At 47.0% G+C, this 16,406-nt stretch carries 16 protein-coding genes and 1 riboswitch; of the genes, 4 read left to right on the top strand and 12 right to left on the bottom strand.

All coding sequences use genetic code 11. The annotated features are described in order from the left end of the window. Both DWW90_RS15185 and DWW90_RS15180 read left to right on the top strand, forming a co-directional pair. Positions 1-345: a type II toxin-antitoxin system RelE/ParE family toxin gene (locus DWW90_RS15185; protein WP_122345567.1), complete on the top strand. Its 345-nt coding sequence runs from the start codon at positions 1-3 to the stop codon at positions 343-345. 1 nt (position 346) lies between these two features. Then, a complete protein-coding gene (locus DWW90_RS15180; RefSeq protein WP_122332394.1) occupies positions 347-664 on the top strand; it encodes a helix-turn-helix domain-containing protein in 318 nt (105 codons plus the stop codon). 34 nt (positions 665-698) lie between these two features. Here DWW90_RS15180 and DWW90_RS15175 read toward each other — a convergent pair whose 3' ends face one another. From DWW90_RS15175 to DWW90_RS15150, 6 genes are all read right to left on the bottom strand, one after another. Further along, entirely contained in the window at positions 699-1,967 is a 1,269-nt protein-coding gene (locus tag DWW90_RS15175) for a porin family protein (protein WP_122345566.1), read from the bottom strand. A 6-nt stretch (positions 1,968-1,973) separates the two neighbouring features. Further along, entirely contained in the window at positions 1,974-2,519 is a 546-nt protein-coding gene (locus tag DWW90_RS15170; RefSeq protein WP_122345565.1) for an RNA polymerase sigma factor, read from the bottom strand. A gap of 309 nt (positions 2,520-2,828) precedes the next feature. Beyond that, positions 2,829-4,010, bottom strand: coding sequence for a TolC family protein (locus DWW90_RS15165; RefSeq protein WP_115498713.1), 1,182 nt, complete (start codon positions 4,008-4,010; stop codon positions 2,829-2,831). After that, a complete protein-coding gene (locus DWW90_RS15160) occupies positions 4,010-7,108 on the bottom strand; it encodes an efflux RND transporter permease subunit (RefSeq protein WP_122345564.1) in 3,099 nt (1,032 codons plus the stop codon). Before DWW90_RS15160 ends, DWW90_RS15165 begins: the two co-directional genes overlap by 1 nt. 103 nt (positions 7,109-7,211) lie before the next feature. Beyond that, positions 7,212-8,429, bottom strand: a complete 1,218-nt coding sequence (locus DWW90_RS15155) for an efflux RND transporter periplasmic adaptor subunit (protein WP_122345563.1) — start codon at positions 8,427-8,429, stop codon at positions 7,212-7,214. Positions 8,430-8,534: 105 nt separating this feature from the next. Next, positions 8,535-8,939 carry a DUF6769 family protein gene (locus tag DWW90_RS15150; RefSeq protein ID WP_115498716.1) on the bottom strand — a complete coding sequence of 135 codons (405 nt, stop codon included), beginning with the start codon at positions 8,937-8,939 and terminating at the stop codon, positions 8,535-8,537. Between the two features lie 184 nt (positions 8,940-9,123). Here DWW90_RS15150 and DWW90_RS15145 point away from each other — a divergent pair, with 184 nt between their 5' ends. After that, positions 9,124-10,089 (top strand): hypothetical protein, encoded by a 966-nt coding sequence (locus DWW90_RS15145; protein ID WP_199662203.1) that lies wholly within the window; start codon positions 9,124-9,126, stop codon positions 10,087-10,089. Between the two features lie 25 nt (positions 10,090-10,114). Here DWW90_RS15145 and DWW90_RS15140 read toward each other — a convergent pair whose 3' ends face one another. From DWW90_RS15140 to DWW90_RS15120, 5 genes are all read right to left on the bottom strand, one after another. Continuing rightward, on the bottom strand, positions 10,115-10,882 hold the full coding sequence (locus DWW90_RS15140) for a sulfide-dependent adenosine diphosphate thiazole synthase (protein ID WP_122332386.1): 768 nt from the start codon (positions 10,880-10,882) through the stop codon (positions 10,115-10,117). 59 nt (positions 10,883-10,941) lie between these two features. Then, positions 10,942-11,035: riboswitch (TPP riboswitch) on the bottom strand. 18 nt (positions 11,036-11,053) lie between these two features. Further along, positions 11,054-11,698: an AAA family ATPase gene (locus DWW90_RS15135; protein WP_122332385.1), complete on the bottom strand. Its 645-nt coding sequence runs from the start codon at positions 11,696-11,698 to the stop codon at positions 11,054-11,056. A gap of 8 nt (positions 11,699-11,706) precedes the next feature. Next, a complete protein-coding gene (locus tag DWW90_RS15130; protein WP_122332384.1) occupies positions 11,707-12,105 on the bottom strand; it encodes a DUF86 domain-containing protein in 399 nt (132 codons plus the stop codon). Further along, on the bottom strand, positions 12,098-12,391 hold the full coding sequence (locus tag DWW90_RS15125; RefSeq protein WP_122332383.1) for a nucleotidyltransferase family protein: 294 nt from the start codon (positions 12,389-12,391) through the stop codon (positions 12,098-12,100). The genes DWW90_RS15130 and DWW90_RS15125 overlap by 8 nt, the downstream gene beginning before the upstream one ends. Positions 12,392-12,450: 59 nt before the next feature. Beyond that, positions 12,451-13,797: an MATE family efflux transporter gene (locus DWW90_RS15120; protein ID WP_122345561.1), complete on the bottom strand. Its 1,347-nt coding sequence runs from the start codon at positions 13,795-13,797 to the stop codon at positions 12,451-12,453. A 64-nt stretch (positions 13,798-13,861) separates the two neighbouring features. Between DWW90_RS15120 and DWW90_RS15115 the strand changes: the two genes are divergently transcribed. Then, a complete protein-coding gene (locus tag DWW90_RS15115; RefSeq protein ID WP_122345560.1) occupies positions 13,862-14,335 on the top strand; it encodes a GAF domain-containing protein in 474 nt (157 codons plus the stop codon). Between the two features lie 22 nt (positions 14,336-14,357). Here the strand turns inward: DWW90_RS15115 and brxL are convergent, their stop codons facing one another. Continuing rightward, positions 14,358-16,406 carry a BREX system Lon protease-like protein BrxL gene (gene brxL / locus DWW90_RS15110; protein ID WP_122345559.1) on the bottom strand — a complete coding sequence of 683 codons (2,049 nt, stop codon included), beginning with the start codon at positions 16,404-16,406 and terminating at the stop codon, positions 14,358-14,360.

Genomic DNA, 16,406 nt, shown 5'->3' with positions numbered 1-16,406 from the left:
ATGGAAGCAAAGGTTAGGTTCAAAATCATATATTCGGAAGAAACCATCAAGTTTCTGAATAGTCTTGATGAAAAGGCAAAGGCTAAAATCATGTATAACATAAATAAAAGTAAATATGTGATTGACAAAGAACTTTTCAAAAAGCTGGAGACTACCGATATATGGGAGTTCAGGACTTTATATAATGGTACTGCGTATAGGTTATTTGCCTTTTGGGATACGGATAAAGAGGCGTTGGTACTCACCACGCATGGATTTATCAAGAAAACACAAAAAACTCCAAATAAGGAAATTGCGAAAGCAGAGGAAATCAGAGAACAGTATTTTAACTCTAAAAAACAATAATATGGAACAAATGAAATTTTATACAGAGGAAGAAGCTCTTGATAGAGTTTTAGGAGTTAAAGGTACTCCTGCCCGTGACAAATATGAAACTGACGTAAACAACTTTCTCATAGGTGAAGCGATCAAACAGGCCAGAGAGGCTAAAAACCTTACTCAGGAACAACTTGGCGAACTTATGGGGGTTAAGAGAGCGCAAATATCAAAGATAGAAAGCGGAAAAAGTATTTCTTTTTCTACAATTGTTAGGGCTTTCAAAGCAATGGGAGTAAAAACGGCAAGTTTAGAGCTTGGTTCTTTGGGTAAAGTTGCTCTTTGGTAATAACCTTTAATACATCTCCTTAAATTAAGGGCCCCTAATAAGTAAACCGGATCCCGAACTGGAAAGTAAAGGTAAACGGATGTGCCGTCCGGATGCTTTCAAAGCGGATGAGGCTATTGCGGGACTGCGGGTTCAGGTTGTAATAGTAGCTTACGCCCGGTTCGATGAACAGCGAGAGCGGACGACGAAGTTCCGCCTGCATACCGGCAGCGGCATTCCAGGAAGGTTGCCAGCGGTTGATATGCAGATGCATGCCCGTCTTCTTTGCCGATATGCAATATTCGATCATTCCTCCGCCGGAAGCATAGAAAGAAAGATTCTTCCATTTATAGAAAGTCCAGCTGAGCTTTAGCGGCACACCGATATAATGCAACTTCTGGGAGCCGTCATAAGTCGTCCTCTCTTCCAGGATTTCCGAATACAGATAGGTATAAGACAAGCCCGTTTCCAACGCAAGCCGGGGCGTGATATACGTGCGGGCGGAAAGACCGACCGTAATCGGCAGGTGATGCCGGTAATAATAGTCCGTCGTATAGTTACCCGAACCGCCGCTACCTCCTCCGGCAGCTGCTTTTGTCGGAAGTTCCTCTGACGGTTTTTCACCCGGCTTTTCAGGTTTATCATCGGGATTCGGACGAGGTCCCGGATCTGAAACCCATTGATCGTTGTGCTCAAATCCCCCTTCCATATTCGTCACATTATTACTACCGGTCTGGATGCCGAAAGCAACGCGGTTAAAGTCGAACACCTTCTTCTTTTCCTCCATATGGCGATACGGAATACTGTTACGCCTGTCCGGCTGCGGACCGGAATCTTTATGGACGGGACGAGGCGGTTTCGCCTGTCCGGCACTGTCTTCTGCGGATTCGGCAACCAAGACTTTTTCCGGCAAATCGACCGGAGACAACTCCGGCATCAGGCTGTCCATAATCTGTATATAAGGGAAGAAGCGGGCCTGGGCAGGTTTCTCCGGAATTTCTTCCTGCAGCAAAGCGGGTACCGTGTTTTCCTCTTTTGCCGGAGGCGTAACAACAGGACGTTCCGCTACAGCCGTCTGCGGTTCCTCACGGCGGAAAACGACAACCGATATCATCAGACACAACAGGGCGACAGCTGCCACAGCCATCCAACGATACAGCAGCCTGCGGCGAACGGGCTTCATCGCTACCGCCGACGACTCCTGGTCAGGCAAGAGCGCAGGAAGTTCTGCCTCCAGCTTTTCCCAGCCGTCCCTGCGGAGAGGAAGATGAAACTCATCTTCCCGGTCGCGAAGCATTTGCAGTATGTCATTCTTGTCGTTCATGTCTGTCTATTCGGTTTTCTTTAATTGTTCTTTGATACGGCCGGCCAGCAGGCGGCGTGCACGATTCAGCTGAGAGGCCGATGACGCTTCGTTGATATGCAAGCTGTGCGCAATCTCCCTATGGCTCCAGCGTTCAAACACATACAAGTTGAATACGGTACGATAACCGGGAGGTAACTCCGCCACAAACGCCATCAGGATATCCATCGACAGGCCGTTCGCGTCCGGCTCCTCTTCGTCCGGCAATTCCGGCAGTTCATCCAACGGCAAGCCGTCGCGGAGCAGGTCTTTATGGCGAAGGTATTCCAGTGAAACATTGGCAAACACCCGGCTCAGCCAGGCGCGCAGGCTCCCTTCACCCCTATAAGTAAAAGATGAAATGGACGAGAAGACCTTCAGGAAACCGTCGTGCAGAAGGTCGTGAGCCGTCTCCTCATCGCCGGCATAGCGATAGCACAGGCATAGCATCCTCTCCGCAAAGCGCTCGTACAGCTCCTTGCGGGCAAGATTGTCTCCGGTCTTGCATCTATCGGTCAACTCCGTTTCTGTCATCAATTCTTATAGTGCTTTTAAATGTAAATGCAGGTTTGCATGAAACCTTGCACGAAGGAAGGGAAAAAAATGGATTTTTCTTATCGGAAGAATTCCATCCGGAAACAAAAACCGCCATTTGCTTGCAGACGGGCTCCATCTTACTATAAATAAAAAATTTTCGTGTAAGAAGGCTTCCATCCGAGCCTCCAAATATCTTTTTGATATCAGATGGAACCCTTCTTATACAAAACGACAGTTTTTATAATCAGAAGGCTTCCGTCTTGGCACAAAAAAATCTTTTTGCCACAAGACGGAACCTTTCCTGCCTTAAAGTTTATATTTATACAGCTGCGCCATCACCTTCTGATACTCGTTCTGCAGCTGCATATAATTCTGCAAGCTCTGGTAGAGCGTGGTGACATCGACAAAATACTCGATCATGGAGATCTGCCCTGCCTGGATTGCCTTGTTCAGCAACGCCAGGTTGTTCTGGCTTTTCAGCACATCGCTATATTCGTCGATAGAGGTTTTCAGGGCGAGCGACTGGTTATAGAGGCGAAGCAATTCGTTCTCGACCGTCGTCGTCGTGCTTTCCAACTGCAAGTCGGTGTAAAGGCTTTGCGCCTTTGCCTGCTTCACATTGTTGCGGTTCGAGAAGAGAGGGATGCTGATACCGACCAGGAAGCCGTTGAAGCGTTCGCCTCCGGCAGCCGTATTCAGACGGTAGCCCAATTCGAAGCCTGGCAGGTTCAGCGATTTACTGACGCTGAGCTGGCGCAGGGCGGCGGCCTTTTCGCTTTGCAGGGAAAGCAACTGGCGGTCGGCGGGAACCGCTTCCTGTTTCAGGTCGACGAACGACTGCGGGGCTTCCACCGGTAGATAAGCCGTGTCGGTGAAGTTGATCGCGATACCGCCGTTCAGCATTGCTAACTCGTGCAGCTTGGCTACACGGGCGGCTTCGTTCATGCGGGCTTCATTCTTCGCGTTGAGCAGTTCGAGGTCGATTTTGTTTACTTCGAGCACGTTAGCATCACCGTTTTGCAACCGTGTCGCATAGAGGGCGGACAGTTGTTCGGCATTCTGCCGGCGGGTGTCCAACAAGTTCTTCTGCTGGTTCAGCAAGATCAGATCGAGGCAGACTTCCTTGGCTTGCAACAGGATTTGCTGGCGGATTTCCGCACCTTGGCGGTCGAAGCCCTCTCCTTTCGCCCGCGACAGTTTATTCTTCTGCACATAGACGGAAGGGAAATCGAAAGACTGCGAAGCGACCAGCTCGCCCTGTATGCCCATTCCCTCCTTATTCCCATACTGGTGTGTATAGGAGACGGACGGGTCGGGCAGGTTATTTCCCAACCGGGCTTCCAGCTTCTGTGCCGTCACCAATTGGTGGTTTGCCTGCAACTCCTTGTTATTGGCCTCGACGCTGCGAAGGACCTCCTCGATGGAGGTCTGCGCGCCGGCGGCCATTATAGAAGAAAGGAATGCTATTGTGAATATGAATCGTTTCATTATTTATCTTCTTTATTCATTAATAAATAAACAATCGGGATGATGAAGCCGTTCAGGAAGGTGGATGTCAGCAAACCTCCCAGGATGACAGTTGCCATCGGGCTCTGTATCTCGTTACCGGGCAAGTCGCCGTTCAAGGCAAGCGGGATCAGGGCAAGGGCCGAACTAAGCGCCGTCATCAGGATCGGGTTCAGACGGTCCAGGGAACCTTGCACGACAGCTTGCTTTAACGGCATATTCTCGACTGTCCGGAGATGCGTGTAATGGCTGATCAGCAACATACCGTTACGGGTGGCAATCCCGAACAGGGAGATGAAACCAATGATCGCGGGAATACTCACCTCACCGGAAGTCAGCTTCAGGATAAATACGCCGCCAATCAACGCCAACGGCAGGTTCAGCAAGACGACTCCGCTCTCCTTCGCATCCTTAAACTCGTTATAAAGCAGCAGGAAGATGACAAGCAGAGACATCAGCGACGTAAACAACAGCGTACGGCTGGCAGCCTGCTCGCTCTCGAACTGTCCGCCATATTCGATATGATAGCCTTCGGGCAACTGAATGGAGGCGTCCACCTTTTGCTGGATCTCATTCACGACGCTGCGGAGGTCGCGCTCGGAGACGTTTCCGCTGATCACGATCTTGCGCTGGACATTCTCGCGGTTAATCGTGTTCGGACCTGTCACGGAACGGATCTCGGCGACATAGCTCAATGGCACTTTCTTCCCGCCGGCATCGATCATCAGGTTACGGATATCCTCCATCGTCGCACGGCTCCCGTCGGAGGTCTTGACCGTCAGGTCGAACGTCTTGCCGTCGTCATAGACCTGGCTGACGGCTTCACCGCCCAGCATGACATTCACATATTCTTCAAACTCCGGCAAAGAGATGCCGTATTGCGCCATCAGTTCGCGTTTCGGCGTGATGGTAAGCTGCGGGCGTTCGATCTGCTGCTCCACTTTCAGGTCCACCAGGCCGGGGATGCCCTGAATGGCTTCCTTGATCTGGTTGCCGACCGTAAACATCAGGTTCAGGTCCGTACCGAACAGCTTGATTGCGATATTCGCTTCCGTACCGGAAAGCATGGCATCGATACGGTGGGAAATCGGCTGTCCGATTTCGATATTGGCGCCACTGATAGTCGACAGCTTCTTGCGGACATCGTTCATGACGGCGTCGCGGCTACGGTCTTTCAGGATGAAAGGAGCCTCGATCTCGGATACGTTCACGCCTAAGGCATGTTCGTCCAGCTCGGCGCGTCCGGTCTTGCGGGCAACCGTCTGTATCTCGGGAACCTGCATCAGCAATTCTTCCGCGCGGCGTCCCATCTCGTTCGATTCGTCCAGGGAGATACCCGGAAGGGAACTGACGTTAATCGTGAACGACCCTTCGTTGAACGGCGGCAGGAAGCTACGTCCCAACGTAAAGAAAGTCCCCAGGGCAACAACGAACAGGGCTATCGTACAGCCCAGCACAATCTTTTTATGCGCTAATGCTCCGTTCAGTGCCTTGCCATATACACCTTTCAGCTTGCGGGCCACCCAAGCTTCTTTCTCTATGCTCTTATCCGTTGCTTTCCGGTTCAGCAGGTAACTACACAACACCGGAGTCAATGTCAACGCCACAACTGTAGAAGCGAACAACGCCACGATAAAAGCAATCCCCAACGGAATCAACATACGTCCTTCCATCCCGTGCAGGAAGAAAAGAGGCACGAAACTGACCACAATAATCAACGTCGAATTAAGAATCGGCATACGGACCTCGCGGGAGGCGTCGAACACGACATCCAGAATGGAACGCTGCTCTGCGGGAGGCAGCAAGCGGTTCTCACGTATTCGCTTATAGACATTCTCCACGTCGACAATCGCATCATCCACCAACGAACCGATCGCAATCGCCATACCGCCCAGACTCATGGTGTTTATGGTCAATCCCATATAATGCAGCGCCAGAATGGAAACCAACAGGGAAAGAGGAAGGGCGACCAGCGAAATCACCGTCGTACGGATATTCATCAGGAAGAGGAAGAGGACGATCACCACAAAGAAGCTCCCCTCGAACAGACTATTCTTTACGTTATTGATAGAGCTGTCGATGAAGCGGCTCTGGCGGAAGATATCGGTCGAGACATGCACGTCTGACGGCAAGTTTTTCTGTAAATCCGCCACAATCGCATCCAGCTTATCTGTCAGGTCGATCGTACTCGTATTCGGCTGCTTGGTGACCGTTATCAGCACAGCCGGTTTGGCCCGTTCAGAAGCCGTTCCGAGTTTCGGGCTCTTGCCGCCGATCTTCACTGTTGCCACATTCTCCAAGAGGACAGGGAAATCGCCGACAGTCTTTACGACACCCTTTCCGATCTCTTCCGCTTTGGCAGTGGAGAGAACGCCCCGGATGATGTATTCGTTATCGTATTCATAGAGCACGCCGCCGTTGGCATTCCGGTTCATATTACGGGTCACGGTCAGGACTTCATTCAAGCTGACGCCGTAATGCTTCATGCGAGCCGGATCGAGCAGAATCTGGTATTCCTTAATGTCTCCACCGATAACAGCCACCTGTGCCACGCCGCCTGTCGAAAGCAGTCGCGGACGGATCGTCCAGTCGGCAATCGTACGCAGGTCCATTTGGGTAGTGACGGCCGTCGAATCGTCAACCGTCAATCCGATAATCATCATTTCCCCCAGAATGGAGGATTGCGGGCCTAATGTCGGTTTCCCAACATTCTCCGGCAGGCTTTCACCGACAACGGCCAGCTTCTCGGATACGATTTGGCGGGCCCGGTAAATATCCGTCCCCCAATCGAACTCAACCCAGACAACCGAAAAACCGGTTGTAGAAGACGAACGCACACGGCGCACATCCATCGCACCGTTCACAGCCGTTTCCACCGGGAAAGTAACCAGGCGTTCCACCTCTTCGGGCGCCATGCCATTCGCCTCCGTCATGATAACAACAGTCGGCGCATTCAAATCCGGGAACACATCCACATCCGTATGGAACGCCGTATATGTTCCGGCAATCATCAGCAGCAGGGAACAGACCAGTACAACCAGCCTGTTATGCAGCGAGTAATATATTATCTTGTTCAGCATAGAAATAATTATTCAATTTGCTAATGTGTCAATATGCCAATGGCTACAGGATAAAGACATTCTATCCATTTGCATATTGGCATATTGGCACATTGGCACATTATTAATGGTTGTGTGTATGTGCAGGAATAGCATTAGAGGCAGAAGCCAACTTGATCTGGTATGCGCCTTCGGTCACGACTTCATCACCGGCTTTCAGGCCGCTCAGGATCTGCACTTCGGAACCGTTATCGGCTCCTAACGTCACAGGCACTTTCTTGTAGGCTTCCTCATGCTCGCGAACATAGACGGAATAGACGCCCTGCTCCTCGATAAGTGCAGAGACGGGAACGCTTATCACATTTTGTAGCGGTGCGGTAAGCAGATAGATTTCCACGAACGAACCGGGAATGATAGCGCCTTTGTTGTCGAACTCGAACGTTACCGGCACATAAAACGAGTTTGCATCGGAAGCCTTCCCATACGAAAGCAGACGTCCGCGCAGGTCGGACAGTTTATAAGTCGCATTGTCATACGGCGTACGGAAATTAGCGGACTGCACGGAAGGCAAATAGTTATAATATTTCTCCGAAACCTCCGCACGCAGCACCAGGCGGTTGTTCTGTGAGATAGTCGCCAACGGCTGGCCGACAGTCACATAATCACCCTCCTTCACTTGCAGGTTCTTCAGATAGCCATTTATCGGCGAAACAACGGAAACACCGTTAGCCGTCTGTTTTCCTGCAACAGCTTCCCAGGCGACTTTCGCATTCTCATAATTCAGGCGGGCCTGCTCGAAATCTTTGGCTGAAACGATCTTATCCCCTATCAAGGCGTCCATGCGTTCATATTCCTTCTTTGCGTTCTCATACGCATATTTGGCTTTGGCTGCCACATTTCCGTCAGACAGCCCGCTGGATGCAAGACTCAAGATTGCCTGCCCCTTGCGTACAGCCGCTCCATCGACAAACGACAGGTTGCCGAATGTCACCACACCGGGGACTGTAGCGACAACAGCCGACTCTTCTCCCTGGGCCGCCATCACACGGCCGCTTGTTTTGATCACATCCGTGAAAGCGCCCGGTTCCACCTTATGCGTCTTCAGCCCGACTGCTTCCGCAAGCGCCTTTTTAAAGGATATTTCTCCGGCATGTCCTCCACCGGCTTCTTCATGTGCATGATCATACCCTTCGTGTTCATGGTCATGCCCCTCATGATCGTGATCATGTCCTTCTTCATGCTCGTGAGCTTCGTGTTCGTGCTCTCCGTGAGTCGCAGTATTCCCACTGCAACCCGCTAACAGGTAGGCGAAAATCACCCACACTAAATATATCTTCTTCATTCTGATAGATTTGTCTAATGTATATTCGATAATAAATAATAAGGATAGAAGGTTGCATCAAAAGCGGGAATTAACACTCTTGACACGACTTCACTCAATCATCAATTATACATAGAACGGAGGCGCACGAAGCCCTGACGCAGATATTATCCACGTATCATGCAGGGACTCGATGTAAAAGGACCGGTCTTTCTCAAATAAGAGTTTATAGAATACCGGAACAGGAGGATTTATATAGTCAAAAAGTACAAGCAAGGGGAACAGATATTGACTTGCATCTCCATCTGTCGTATGTGAAAAGATAGATGTATAGAGCGCGATGTTATGCCCGTTACAGCCGCAGTCATGCGATTGCGAACTGCCATGCCCACCATGAGCCGCTTCGGTCGACAACGATTTATAGCACGGCAACCCGTTACTATGGTGATGATGCGGCACAACGACCGACAGTAGCACCACGATACTAACAAGCAGCATCACATACTGATATATTTTCCGTTTCGCTCTCATACTTAGTGATGCAAAAATAAGAAGTTTTTCATTACTACACAATTATACATCTAAAGAATAAGGCCAATTTGACTCTCATAATTGACTTTTGATTCATTTTTATTTCATTTTTCGGAACAAAAGAGCTCTTTCTTGCGTTATAAGAGTAAATACTACATATACATATTTAATAGGGAGAAATAAAATGACAACAGATGTACTCAACAATAATCTGATAGAAGCGTTAAAAATGAAAATTCCCGATGGTTCAAATCTCGCAAATGAATTAATGGACATTTTATACATCGGGAAAGAAGCTGTCTACCGCAGATTAAGAGGCGAGGTACCTTTTACATTAGCAGAAGCAGCCACCTTATCAAAAAAATTAGGCGTTTCACTGGACCAGGTCGTCAGTGCTGGTTTTACAAATAATACCATGTTCAATCTGAACTTTTTGCATTATTCAGAACCACTAAAGACCTACTCATCTATCATCAGGCATTACACGGAAGTATTGGAAACTATAGCCGGTGATCCTGAATCCGATCTTTGCACAGCATCCAATATGATACCGCAAGCGTTTTATCTGAGATATGAATATCTTTCACGCTTCCGCCTGTTCAAATGGATGTATCAGCATGAGAAAGTAAACTGCGTTAAAAACTTCTCCGAACTTCAACTGACGGAAGAACTGGCCGATGCACAAAAAAAATTTGTCAACATCTCCCAAGAAATCGAGACGACCAATTACATATGGGATCAATTGATCTTCAAACACCTGGTCAATGATATCAAATATTTTCAGGATATACATTTAGTCACGGAAGAAGAAGTTGCAAAACTGAAAGAGGAACTTTTTCATTTGCTTGACGAACTGGAAGAGATTGCAACCATCGGCAAGTATCCGATTAGCGGAAAGAACGTTAATATCTATATTTCGAATATTGATTTCGAAGCGACTTACAGCTACGTCAGCATGAAGAATTTCGAATTCGGGATGATTCGCATCTTCTCGATCAACTCGATCTCTTCTAAAGACAAGGAGTTCTGTCAGAGCCAGCGGGAATGGATCAAATCTCTCAAACGCTTCTCGACCAACATATCGGTGAGCGGAGAAATACAACGCATCCAGTTCTTCAACGCACAACGGGAACATATCAAAATGCTCTGAAAGAGCATTTTGATAGTTGAAAGTGTTAACCGATTTTCGCACAGATAAGTTCAGCCGCTTTCTTTCCGCTCATCAGCATACCGCCGAAGATCGGTCCCATACGGAAACTACCGCTTACACCATTGGCAGCCATACCGGAAACGAACAATCCCGGATAGATTTCCTTTGTATTCTCGACAGTCGTAGATTCGCCTAACTCGACGTTCAACGAACGTTCGCCGATCACACCGCCGGTCGGAGTGTTCAATTTAATATCGTTCTTGCGGGCAACTACGCGGGCAATTTCGCAATCGTGACCTGTTCCTTCCAGAACAGCCTTTGCCATGATCGTCAGCGGGTCCACATGCATACCTTCACGGATAACCGGAGCCCAATTCACAACCACGCCGGCTACGGCGTCGTTATGGAACACAACGTCTTCTACAGAATAGCAGTTGAAAATAGTTGCACCGGCCTTCGTTGCGTTATAGATCAAGGCAGAAGTGGTGTGTACGGAGTCCATAATATAAGTACCGTTACCGGCATCCTTATAGCTAACGCCCAACTCTTTCACGATCGGCATGGCTTCTTCCTGCACGACGATGTCGTTAAACATCATGGCGCCGCCCCACATACCTCCACCGGGAGCCAGTTTACGGTCGAACAAAGCAACTTTCTTTCCGGCTTTAGCCAGGTAATAAGCGGCAACAATACCGGAAGGACCACCGCCTACAATAGCGACATCAATAGACAAATTACTCTTCAACTTCGCAAAGTAAGAGTCAATAATTCCTGTTGAAACAATCTGTTCCATACAAAATAATAATTAGAGTTTAAACATCGGGAAGCACATAGAGGTAACGCTCCCCTTTATTTAGCAATTCTACCTTTTCCCTTCACGGCATTACCCGGGCAGGTTCTATGGGTATAATCTCAGCCTGATAGTAAGGCACCCCTATGATAAGTCGGTTGCAAAGATAATAAATTATCCGAAATGCGGCGGGCGTTTATTCATTTTCCGTTCTACAAAACTTTTCATAAACTCGACTGTTTCGTCCACTCCCAACACGGAAACATCAATCGAGAAGTTATAGCTCGAGGCAACTCCCCACTCTTTATTCGTATAATAGTTATAGTAGGCAGCACGCGATTTGTCGGTTTTTGTCATCAACTCTTCCGCCTGTTCCACCGTAACATGCTGGTTTTCGATAATCCGCTGGATCCGGTTTTCTTTGTTGTTATGGATAAAGAAACTCAAACAATCCGGATCGTCGCGCAAGATATAATCGGCACATCGGCCCACAATTATGCAAGAACCTTTCTCCGCCAAGTTCCGGATCGCATCACTCTGGTAGAGGAACAAACGGTCGTTAGACAACACATCGGCATACGGAGGAAACAGCCCCATATAGGAATAGCCCATCGTAAAAGCGTATGCCAGCCCACTGGATGCCCGTTCGTCAGCCTTCTCAAAAAACTCTTCACTGAGCCCGCTCTCCTTGGCAGCAATCGCCATCAGTTGTTTGTCATAATAGGCAATACCCAGCGCCTTTGCCAACTTCTGCCCTATCTCGCGGCCACCACTGCCAAACTGCCGGCCGATGGTGAGTATGATTTTATTGTCGTCCATAATTATTTCTATTTATCTGCATTCTCTTCTAATGCATCTTTCTCTAAATCTATTATAATGCGATCAATTTCATTCTGTAATTGAGGAACATTTACTTTTACGATACGAAGAATTATTTCTGCATCCACATTAAAATACTGATGTGCAATTATATCACGCAGCCCCATCACATTCCGCCAGCTTATTGCCGGATATTTTGAGAAAAGAGATTTATGTGTATACTTATCAATATTCTTTACTGCTTCACCAATAGTAACCAACAACATACAAATACTATCCAATCTCATCATCCCATCAGGAGAATGAGTAAAATCATCAGCTGTATTTACAGGTATAGAACGAGTAACAATCGTACACAACGAATCTCTGATTTGTTTAAATAATAATAGAACTTCTTCCTTACACATATATCCCGTCCCTCTCTATATTTCTTTTTAGTAAGATATTCATATTATCACGAAGACGAATTATGTCGATCTTACAGTTCAGCAATTCTTCTAATTCGTATTTAATATTTAGAAGAATAAAGCCATCCGGCTCCTTCATCTCTACACAAACGTCCAAATCGCTATCTATATTTTGTTCATTACGGGAAACAGAACCGAATATTCCCAAACGGATAATACCATATCGTTCGGCCATCTGTTGTTTATAACAGCGAAGTAGTTCCAGATATTCTGCTCTTGTCCTCATACTTACATTGAATATTAGTTTATCTAAATAGTATGTGTTGTCACAAAGATATACATTTTTTATTTAGCACGAAACTTCCTGAACTGGTTTATTAATACAACAGCGGTCACGGCGGTAGCAGTCGCATCGGCAATCGGAATACTGATCCAGACGCCCAACGTGCCAAGCCAGGGAGGAAGAATCAGCAGGCAGGGTACGAGGAACAGCAACTGACGCGTCAACGAAAGAAAGATCGCCTTTTTCGACATCCCGATAGAAAGGAAAAAGTTCGTCGCCACCATCTGGAATCCGACAATCGGAAAAACGGCAAAGACGATATGCAAGCCTGATACAGCCGCCGCAATCAACTCCGGATAGGTTGTAAACATACGGACAATCATCGAAGGGAACAGCTGGCAAAGCAGAAAACCTGTTGTTGCCACCCCGATCGCCCACTTCATCGTCAGCTTCGTCACCTCCGTCACACGCGGATAGAGGCGGGCACCGAAATTATAACCGGCAATCGGTTGCATTCCCTGGTTGAATCCCATGATAATCATAATAAAAAGAAATATAATCCGGTTCACGATCCCGTATGCCCCGATCGCCATATCGCCCCCATGTTCTTTCAGCCCCCGATTAATCAGGATTACGATCAAACAAGCGCAAAGGTTCATCAGGAAAGGCGACAGCCCAATGTAGAGGATGCCTTTCACAATCTCATTCTTCAGTCGGAAAATGCCCTTTTTAAAATGCAAAAGTTGTGTCGGCCGGGAGAAATGGATCAATTGTCCGGTCAGGGAAATAACCTGCGAGATAACCGTTGCCCACGCCGACCCCTTGATTCCCCAGCCGAAACCGAAGATAAAGAGGGGATTCAACACACAGTTGATCACCACGGATGCCAGCGTTGCATACATAGCCATCTTCGGAAAGCCGGAAGAGCGCAGGACTGAGTTCAGTCCTAAATACATATGCGTCACCACATTCCCCATCAGGATCACTTTCATGTAATCGCGCGCATACCCGATCGTATTCTCACTCGCTCCGAAGAAATAGAGGATAGGATCGAGAAACATCATGAAAGCCAGCGTAAACGCAAGTCCCAACACCACATTCAGCACCAGCACGTTTCCCAACACCCGGTTCGCCCCCTCGTAATCCTTTTGCCCTAACTTCACAGACACCAGTGTGGAAGCCCCCACCCCGACCAGCGAACCGAAAGCGGCAGCCAGATTCATCAACGGAAAGGTCAGGGCAAGGCCCGAGATCGCTAACGCCCCGACGCCATGTCCGATAAAGATACTGTCAGCCATATTATAGAGCGAAGAGGCCGTCATGGCAATAATGGCAGGAATGGCGTATTGCGTCAGCAGCTTGCTGATCGGCTCGGTACCGAGCACTAAAGGAGAATTCTGTTTAGTCATGCTGCAAAGGTACGCAGATTTAGAAAAAAAGGTTACTTTTGTTATCTTATAAAGTATAAAAATTATGGCGGAAAATTTAGTAATCAACGACGGAAGCAAAAAAGAACAATACGAAACACTGCTTCCTCAATTGAAAGCATTGACAGTCGGTGAGACTGACGCAGTGGCAAATATGGCAAATATCGCCGCCGCTCTCCGGCAGACATTCGGTTTCTTCTGGGTCGGTTTCTACAGAGTGATAGAAGACACGTTAATATTGGGACCATTCCAAGGCCCGTTGGCTTGCACGCGCATCCGCTACGGGAAAGGCGTATGCGGCACAGCCTGGAAAGAAGCCCGCACAATCATCGTTCCGGATGTCGATAAGTTTCCCGGCCATATCGCCTGCAACTCCGCCTCCCGTTCAGAAATCGTCGTGCCGGTCATCAAAGAGGCTAAAGTCGTTGCCGTCCTGGATATAGACAGTGATGCGCTTGGCACGTTCGATGAAACGGATGCCACTTATCTTGAAAAGATTTGTGCGGAAATTGCCCCTTAGCGGGGCCCGAGCACATAAAAAATCAATTACTCTTCATATAGATCACGGTAAACTCCTTACACCTCCGATTCTCTTGCTTTGCTTGCGCCAACGCATATTTTCCAAAAGGTTCAAAAATATCTAAACCTCTCCCTAACGATATAGACCAACCATTATCTGCAACGACACTTCTATCATGGGCAGCATCAAAAGAATATTTGAATTGCACTCCATAGCTTTGCAAATCCTCTGCTATATCATCCAATACATCTATCATTTCAGGGATGCCGCTATCTTCATTTTGTGTCTTTAAAACAATATCCAGCAACTCCGGATGAATATTCGTATCAATCAGCATTTGAATAAAATCCAATAAATTACGAATCTGATAAGGCAAACGGATAAATGGATCTGTAATTGTAATTTGTTTAGCATCTTTCAAATAATCAGCAAATAGGGAACGATAACTAATACCCTTTTGATTCAAACGAATATTAATTTGTTTTTCTGGTAATTGTCCAATGCGAGGTCTTGCTTTTTTCTCAGCTACCTCTTCTTTCCTTTGATTACATTCTGTTGACAAAGAAAGCTCTTCGTCTTTTATAATTAGAGCAGGATATATCGGATTTTCAATACGTTCCAATGTTTCCACTTGCCGTGTATTTCCAGTCTTAAGTTCCAAATATTCAAATTTGGCAGGTTCTGCTTTAAATGTTTCGTCTATAATATATAACTGGTCTTTCACGCGTTTCCTTGATTCCGCGGCAAAATCAATTAACTCCAAGACCTCCTCCTCGGTATATTTTCCATTCGGATACAATAACTTAGTCATGCCAGAAAAAGTCTTCCGAATAGCCAAATGATCTCGTTCCGATAATGATCCGTCAAACTTCACATAATTAGAAATATTCCCTGAATAATCCAATTTCCGCAACTCATGCAAAATAGCAGCTATATAGTCCGTAATCAAACCATATCCTTTACTAAAAGAGTCTTTCTTCAGCATTTTAATCTCCCACCCTGGATTATATAAGTGAATACGATCCAGAAAAGCTCCCTTAATAAAAGCCACAGGAATAGACTCGAACAGATGTGAATTCTTTAACATATAAGGAACCGTATGCTTCGTATTCCCGACAAAAGCCATAGAAGCAGAAGCCTCATGAGCTCCTTTACCTCTATTAAAAGACTTATTTGCCAGATAATTCTGCATCGTGTCGATCATAACAGGATCTACCGTTTTTCCTTTCTGCTGTTCAAATTCATCCCATGCCACGACATCCCAGTATCCGACTAATCCTAATAGTTCCTTATTGCCGGAATATTTCACAAACAAGCGAGCCGATGTCACATCCCCTCCGGAGACAAGTACACCATACGGAGACAACTCCTGAAATACATGAGACTTTCCAGTCCCTTTTGGTCCCAACTCCATAAAATTGAAATTGTTCTCCACATGAGGGAGTAAACGAGCCAGAACAATCAGTTTTTCCCTCCGATTCAAAAGCTCCGGACTTAATCCCACAGTATGCATCAAAAAATCGATCCATTCTTCTGTCGTGAACATCTCTCTTTGCCGGATAAACTCATCCAGATCCACTGACGATATCTGAATCGGCTTCAAAGTATCGATCTCCCAACGGATTTTAGCAGTATCGCTACTTAAGTAATTTATCGTAACAATACACCAAACCCCATTACCCGATAACAGCTTTGGGTTATCAATCACAAACTGATCCGCGATAGGTATGCGCGACAATCCCAAATTCGCAAAAGAAGCCTCATATTGATTGGCGATACTATCATTCAGAGCCACCGTTATCTTATCGATCACCCGATACCGGCCTTTTTCCCGTATCTTGCCTTTAATCTCTTCTGCTTCCGCACGATGTACATAATTATTTCGTATTACATCTTTTACTTTTTCAAGCCCTTCCTCAATAATCTGTTCGTCATCACTCGCACAATATTGTCCAAGCAAATACTCCAAGACATAAGTAGGAACAGGTAAATTACCTTTCACTAAAAAGGCCAGGTCCTTACGGACAACCTTACCGACAAAAGCGCTCAATATCTTCTCTTGCAAATTCAT

The organism is Parabacteroides sp. AF17-28 (assembly GCF_003479205.1).
Lineage (GTDB): Bacteria > Bacteroidota > Bacteroidia > Bacteroidales > Tannerellaceae > Parabacteroides > Parabacteroides acidifaciens.
The sequence above is the reverse complement of the archived record's forward strand: the minus strand, read 5'-3'. Positions and strand labels throughout refer to the sequence as shown.

Coding starts and splice junctions, on each gene's coding strand:
- DWW90_RS15185 (WP_122345567.1), top strand. CDS start 1: ATGGAAGCAAAGGTTAGGTTCAAAATCATATATTCGGAAGAAACCATC.
- DWW90_RS15180 (WP_122332394.1), top strand. CDS start 347: ATGGAACAAATGAAATTTTATACAGAGGAAGAAGCTCTTGATAGAGTT.
- DWW90_RS15175 (WP_122345566.1), bottom strand. CDS start 1,967: ATGAACGACAAGAATGACATACTGCAAATGCTTCGCGACCGGGAAGAT.
- DWW90_RS15170 (WP_122345565.1), bottom strand. CDS start 2,519: ATGACAGAAACGGAGTTGACCGATAGATGCAAGACCGGAGACAATCTT.
- DWW90_RS15165 (WP_115498713.1), bottom strand. CDS start 4,010: ATGAAACGATTCATATTCACAATAGCATTCCTTTCTTCTATAATGGCC.
- DWW90_RS15160 (WP_122345564.1), bottom strand. CDS start 7,108: ATGCTGAACAAGATAATATATTACTCGCTGCATAACAGGCTGGTTGTA.
- DWW90_RS15155 (WP_122345563.1), bottom strand. CDS start 8,429: ATGAAGAAGATATATTTAGTGTGGGTGATTTTCGCCTACCTGTTAGCG.
- DWW90_RS15150 (WP_115498716.1), bottom strand. CDS start 8,939: ATGAGAGCGAAACGGAAAATATATCAGTATGTGATGCTGCTTGTTAGT.
- DWW90_RS15145 (WP_199662203.1), top strand. CDS start 9,124: ATGACAACAGATGTACTCAACAATAATCTGATAGAAGCGTTAAAAATG.
- DWW90_RS15140 (WP_122332386.1), bottom strand. CDS start 10,882: ATGGAACAGATTGTTTCAACAGGAATTATTGACTCTTACTTTGCGAAG.
- DWW90_RS15135 (WP_122332385.1), bottom strand. CDS start 11,698: ATGGACGACAATAAAATCATACTCACCATCGGCCGGCAGTTTGGCAGT.
- DWW90_RS15130 (WP_122332384.1), bottom strand. CDS start 12,105: ATGTGTAAGGAAGAAGTTCTATTATTATTTAAACAAATCAGAGATTCG.
- DWW90_RS15125 (WP_122332383.1), bottom strand. CDS start 12,391: ATGAGGACAAGAGCAGAATATCTGGAACTACTTCGCTGTTATAAACAA.
- DWW90_RS15120 (WP_122345561.1), bottom strand. CDS start 13,797: ATGACTAAACAGAATTCTCCTTTAGTGCTCGGTACCGAGCCGATCAGC.
- DWW90_RS15115 (WP_122345560.1), top strand. CDS start 13,862: ATGGCGGAAAATTTAGTAATCAACGACGGAAGCAAAAAAGAACAATAC.
- brxL (WP_122345559.1), bottom strand. CDS start 16,406: ATGAATTTGCAAGAGAAGATATTGAGCGCTTTTGTCGGTAAGGTTGTC.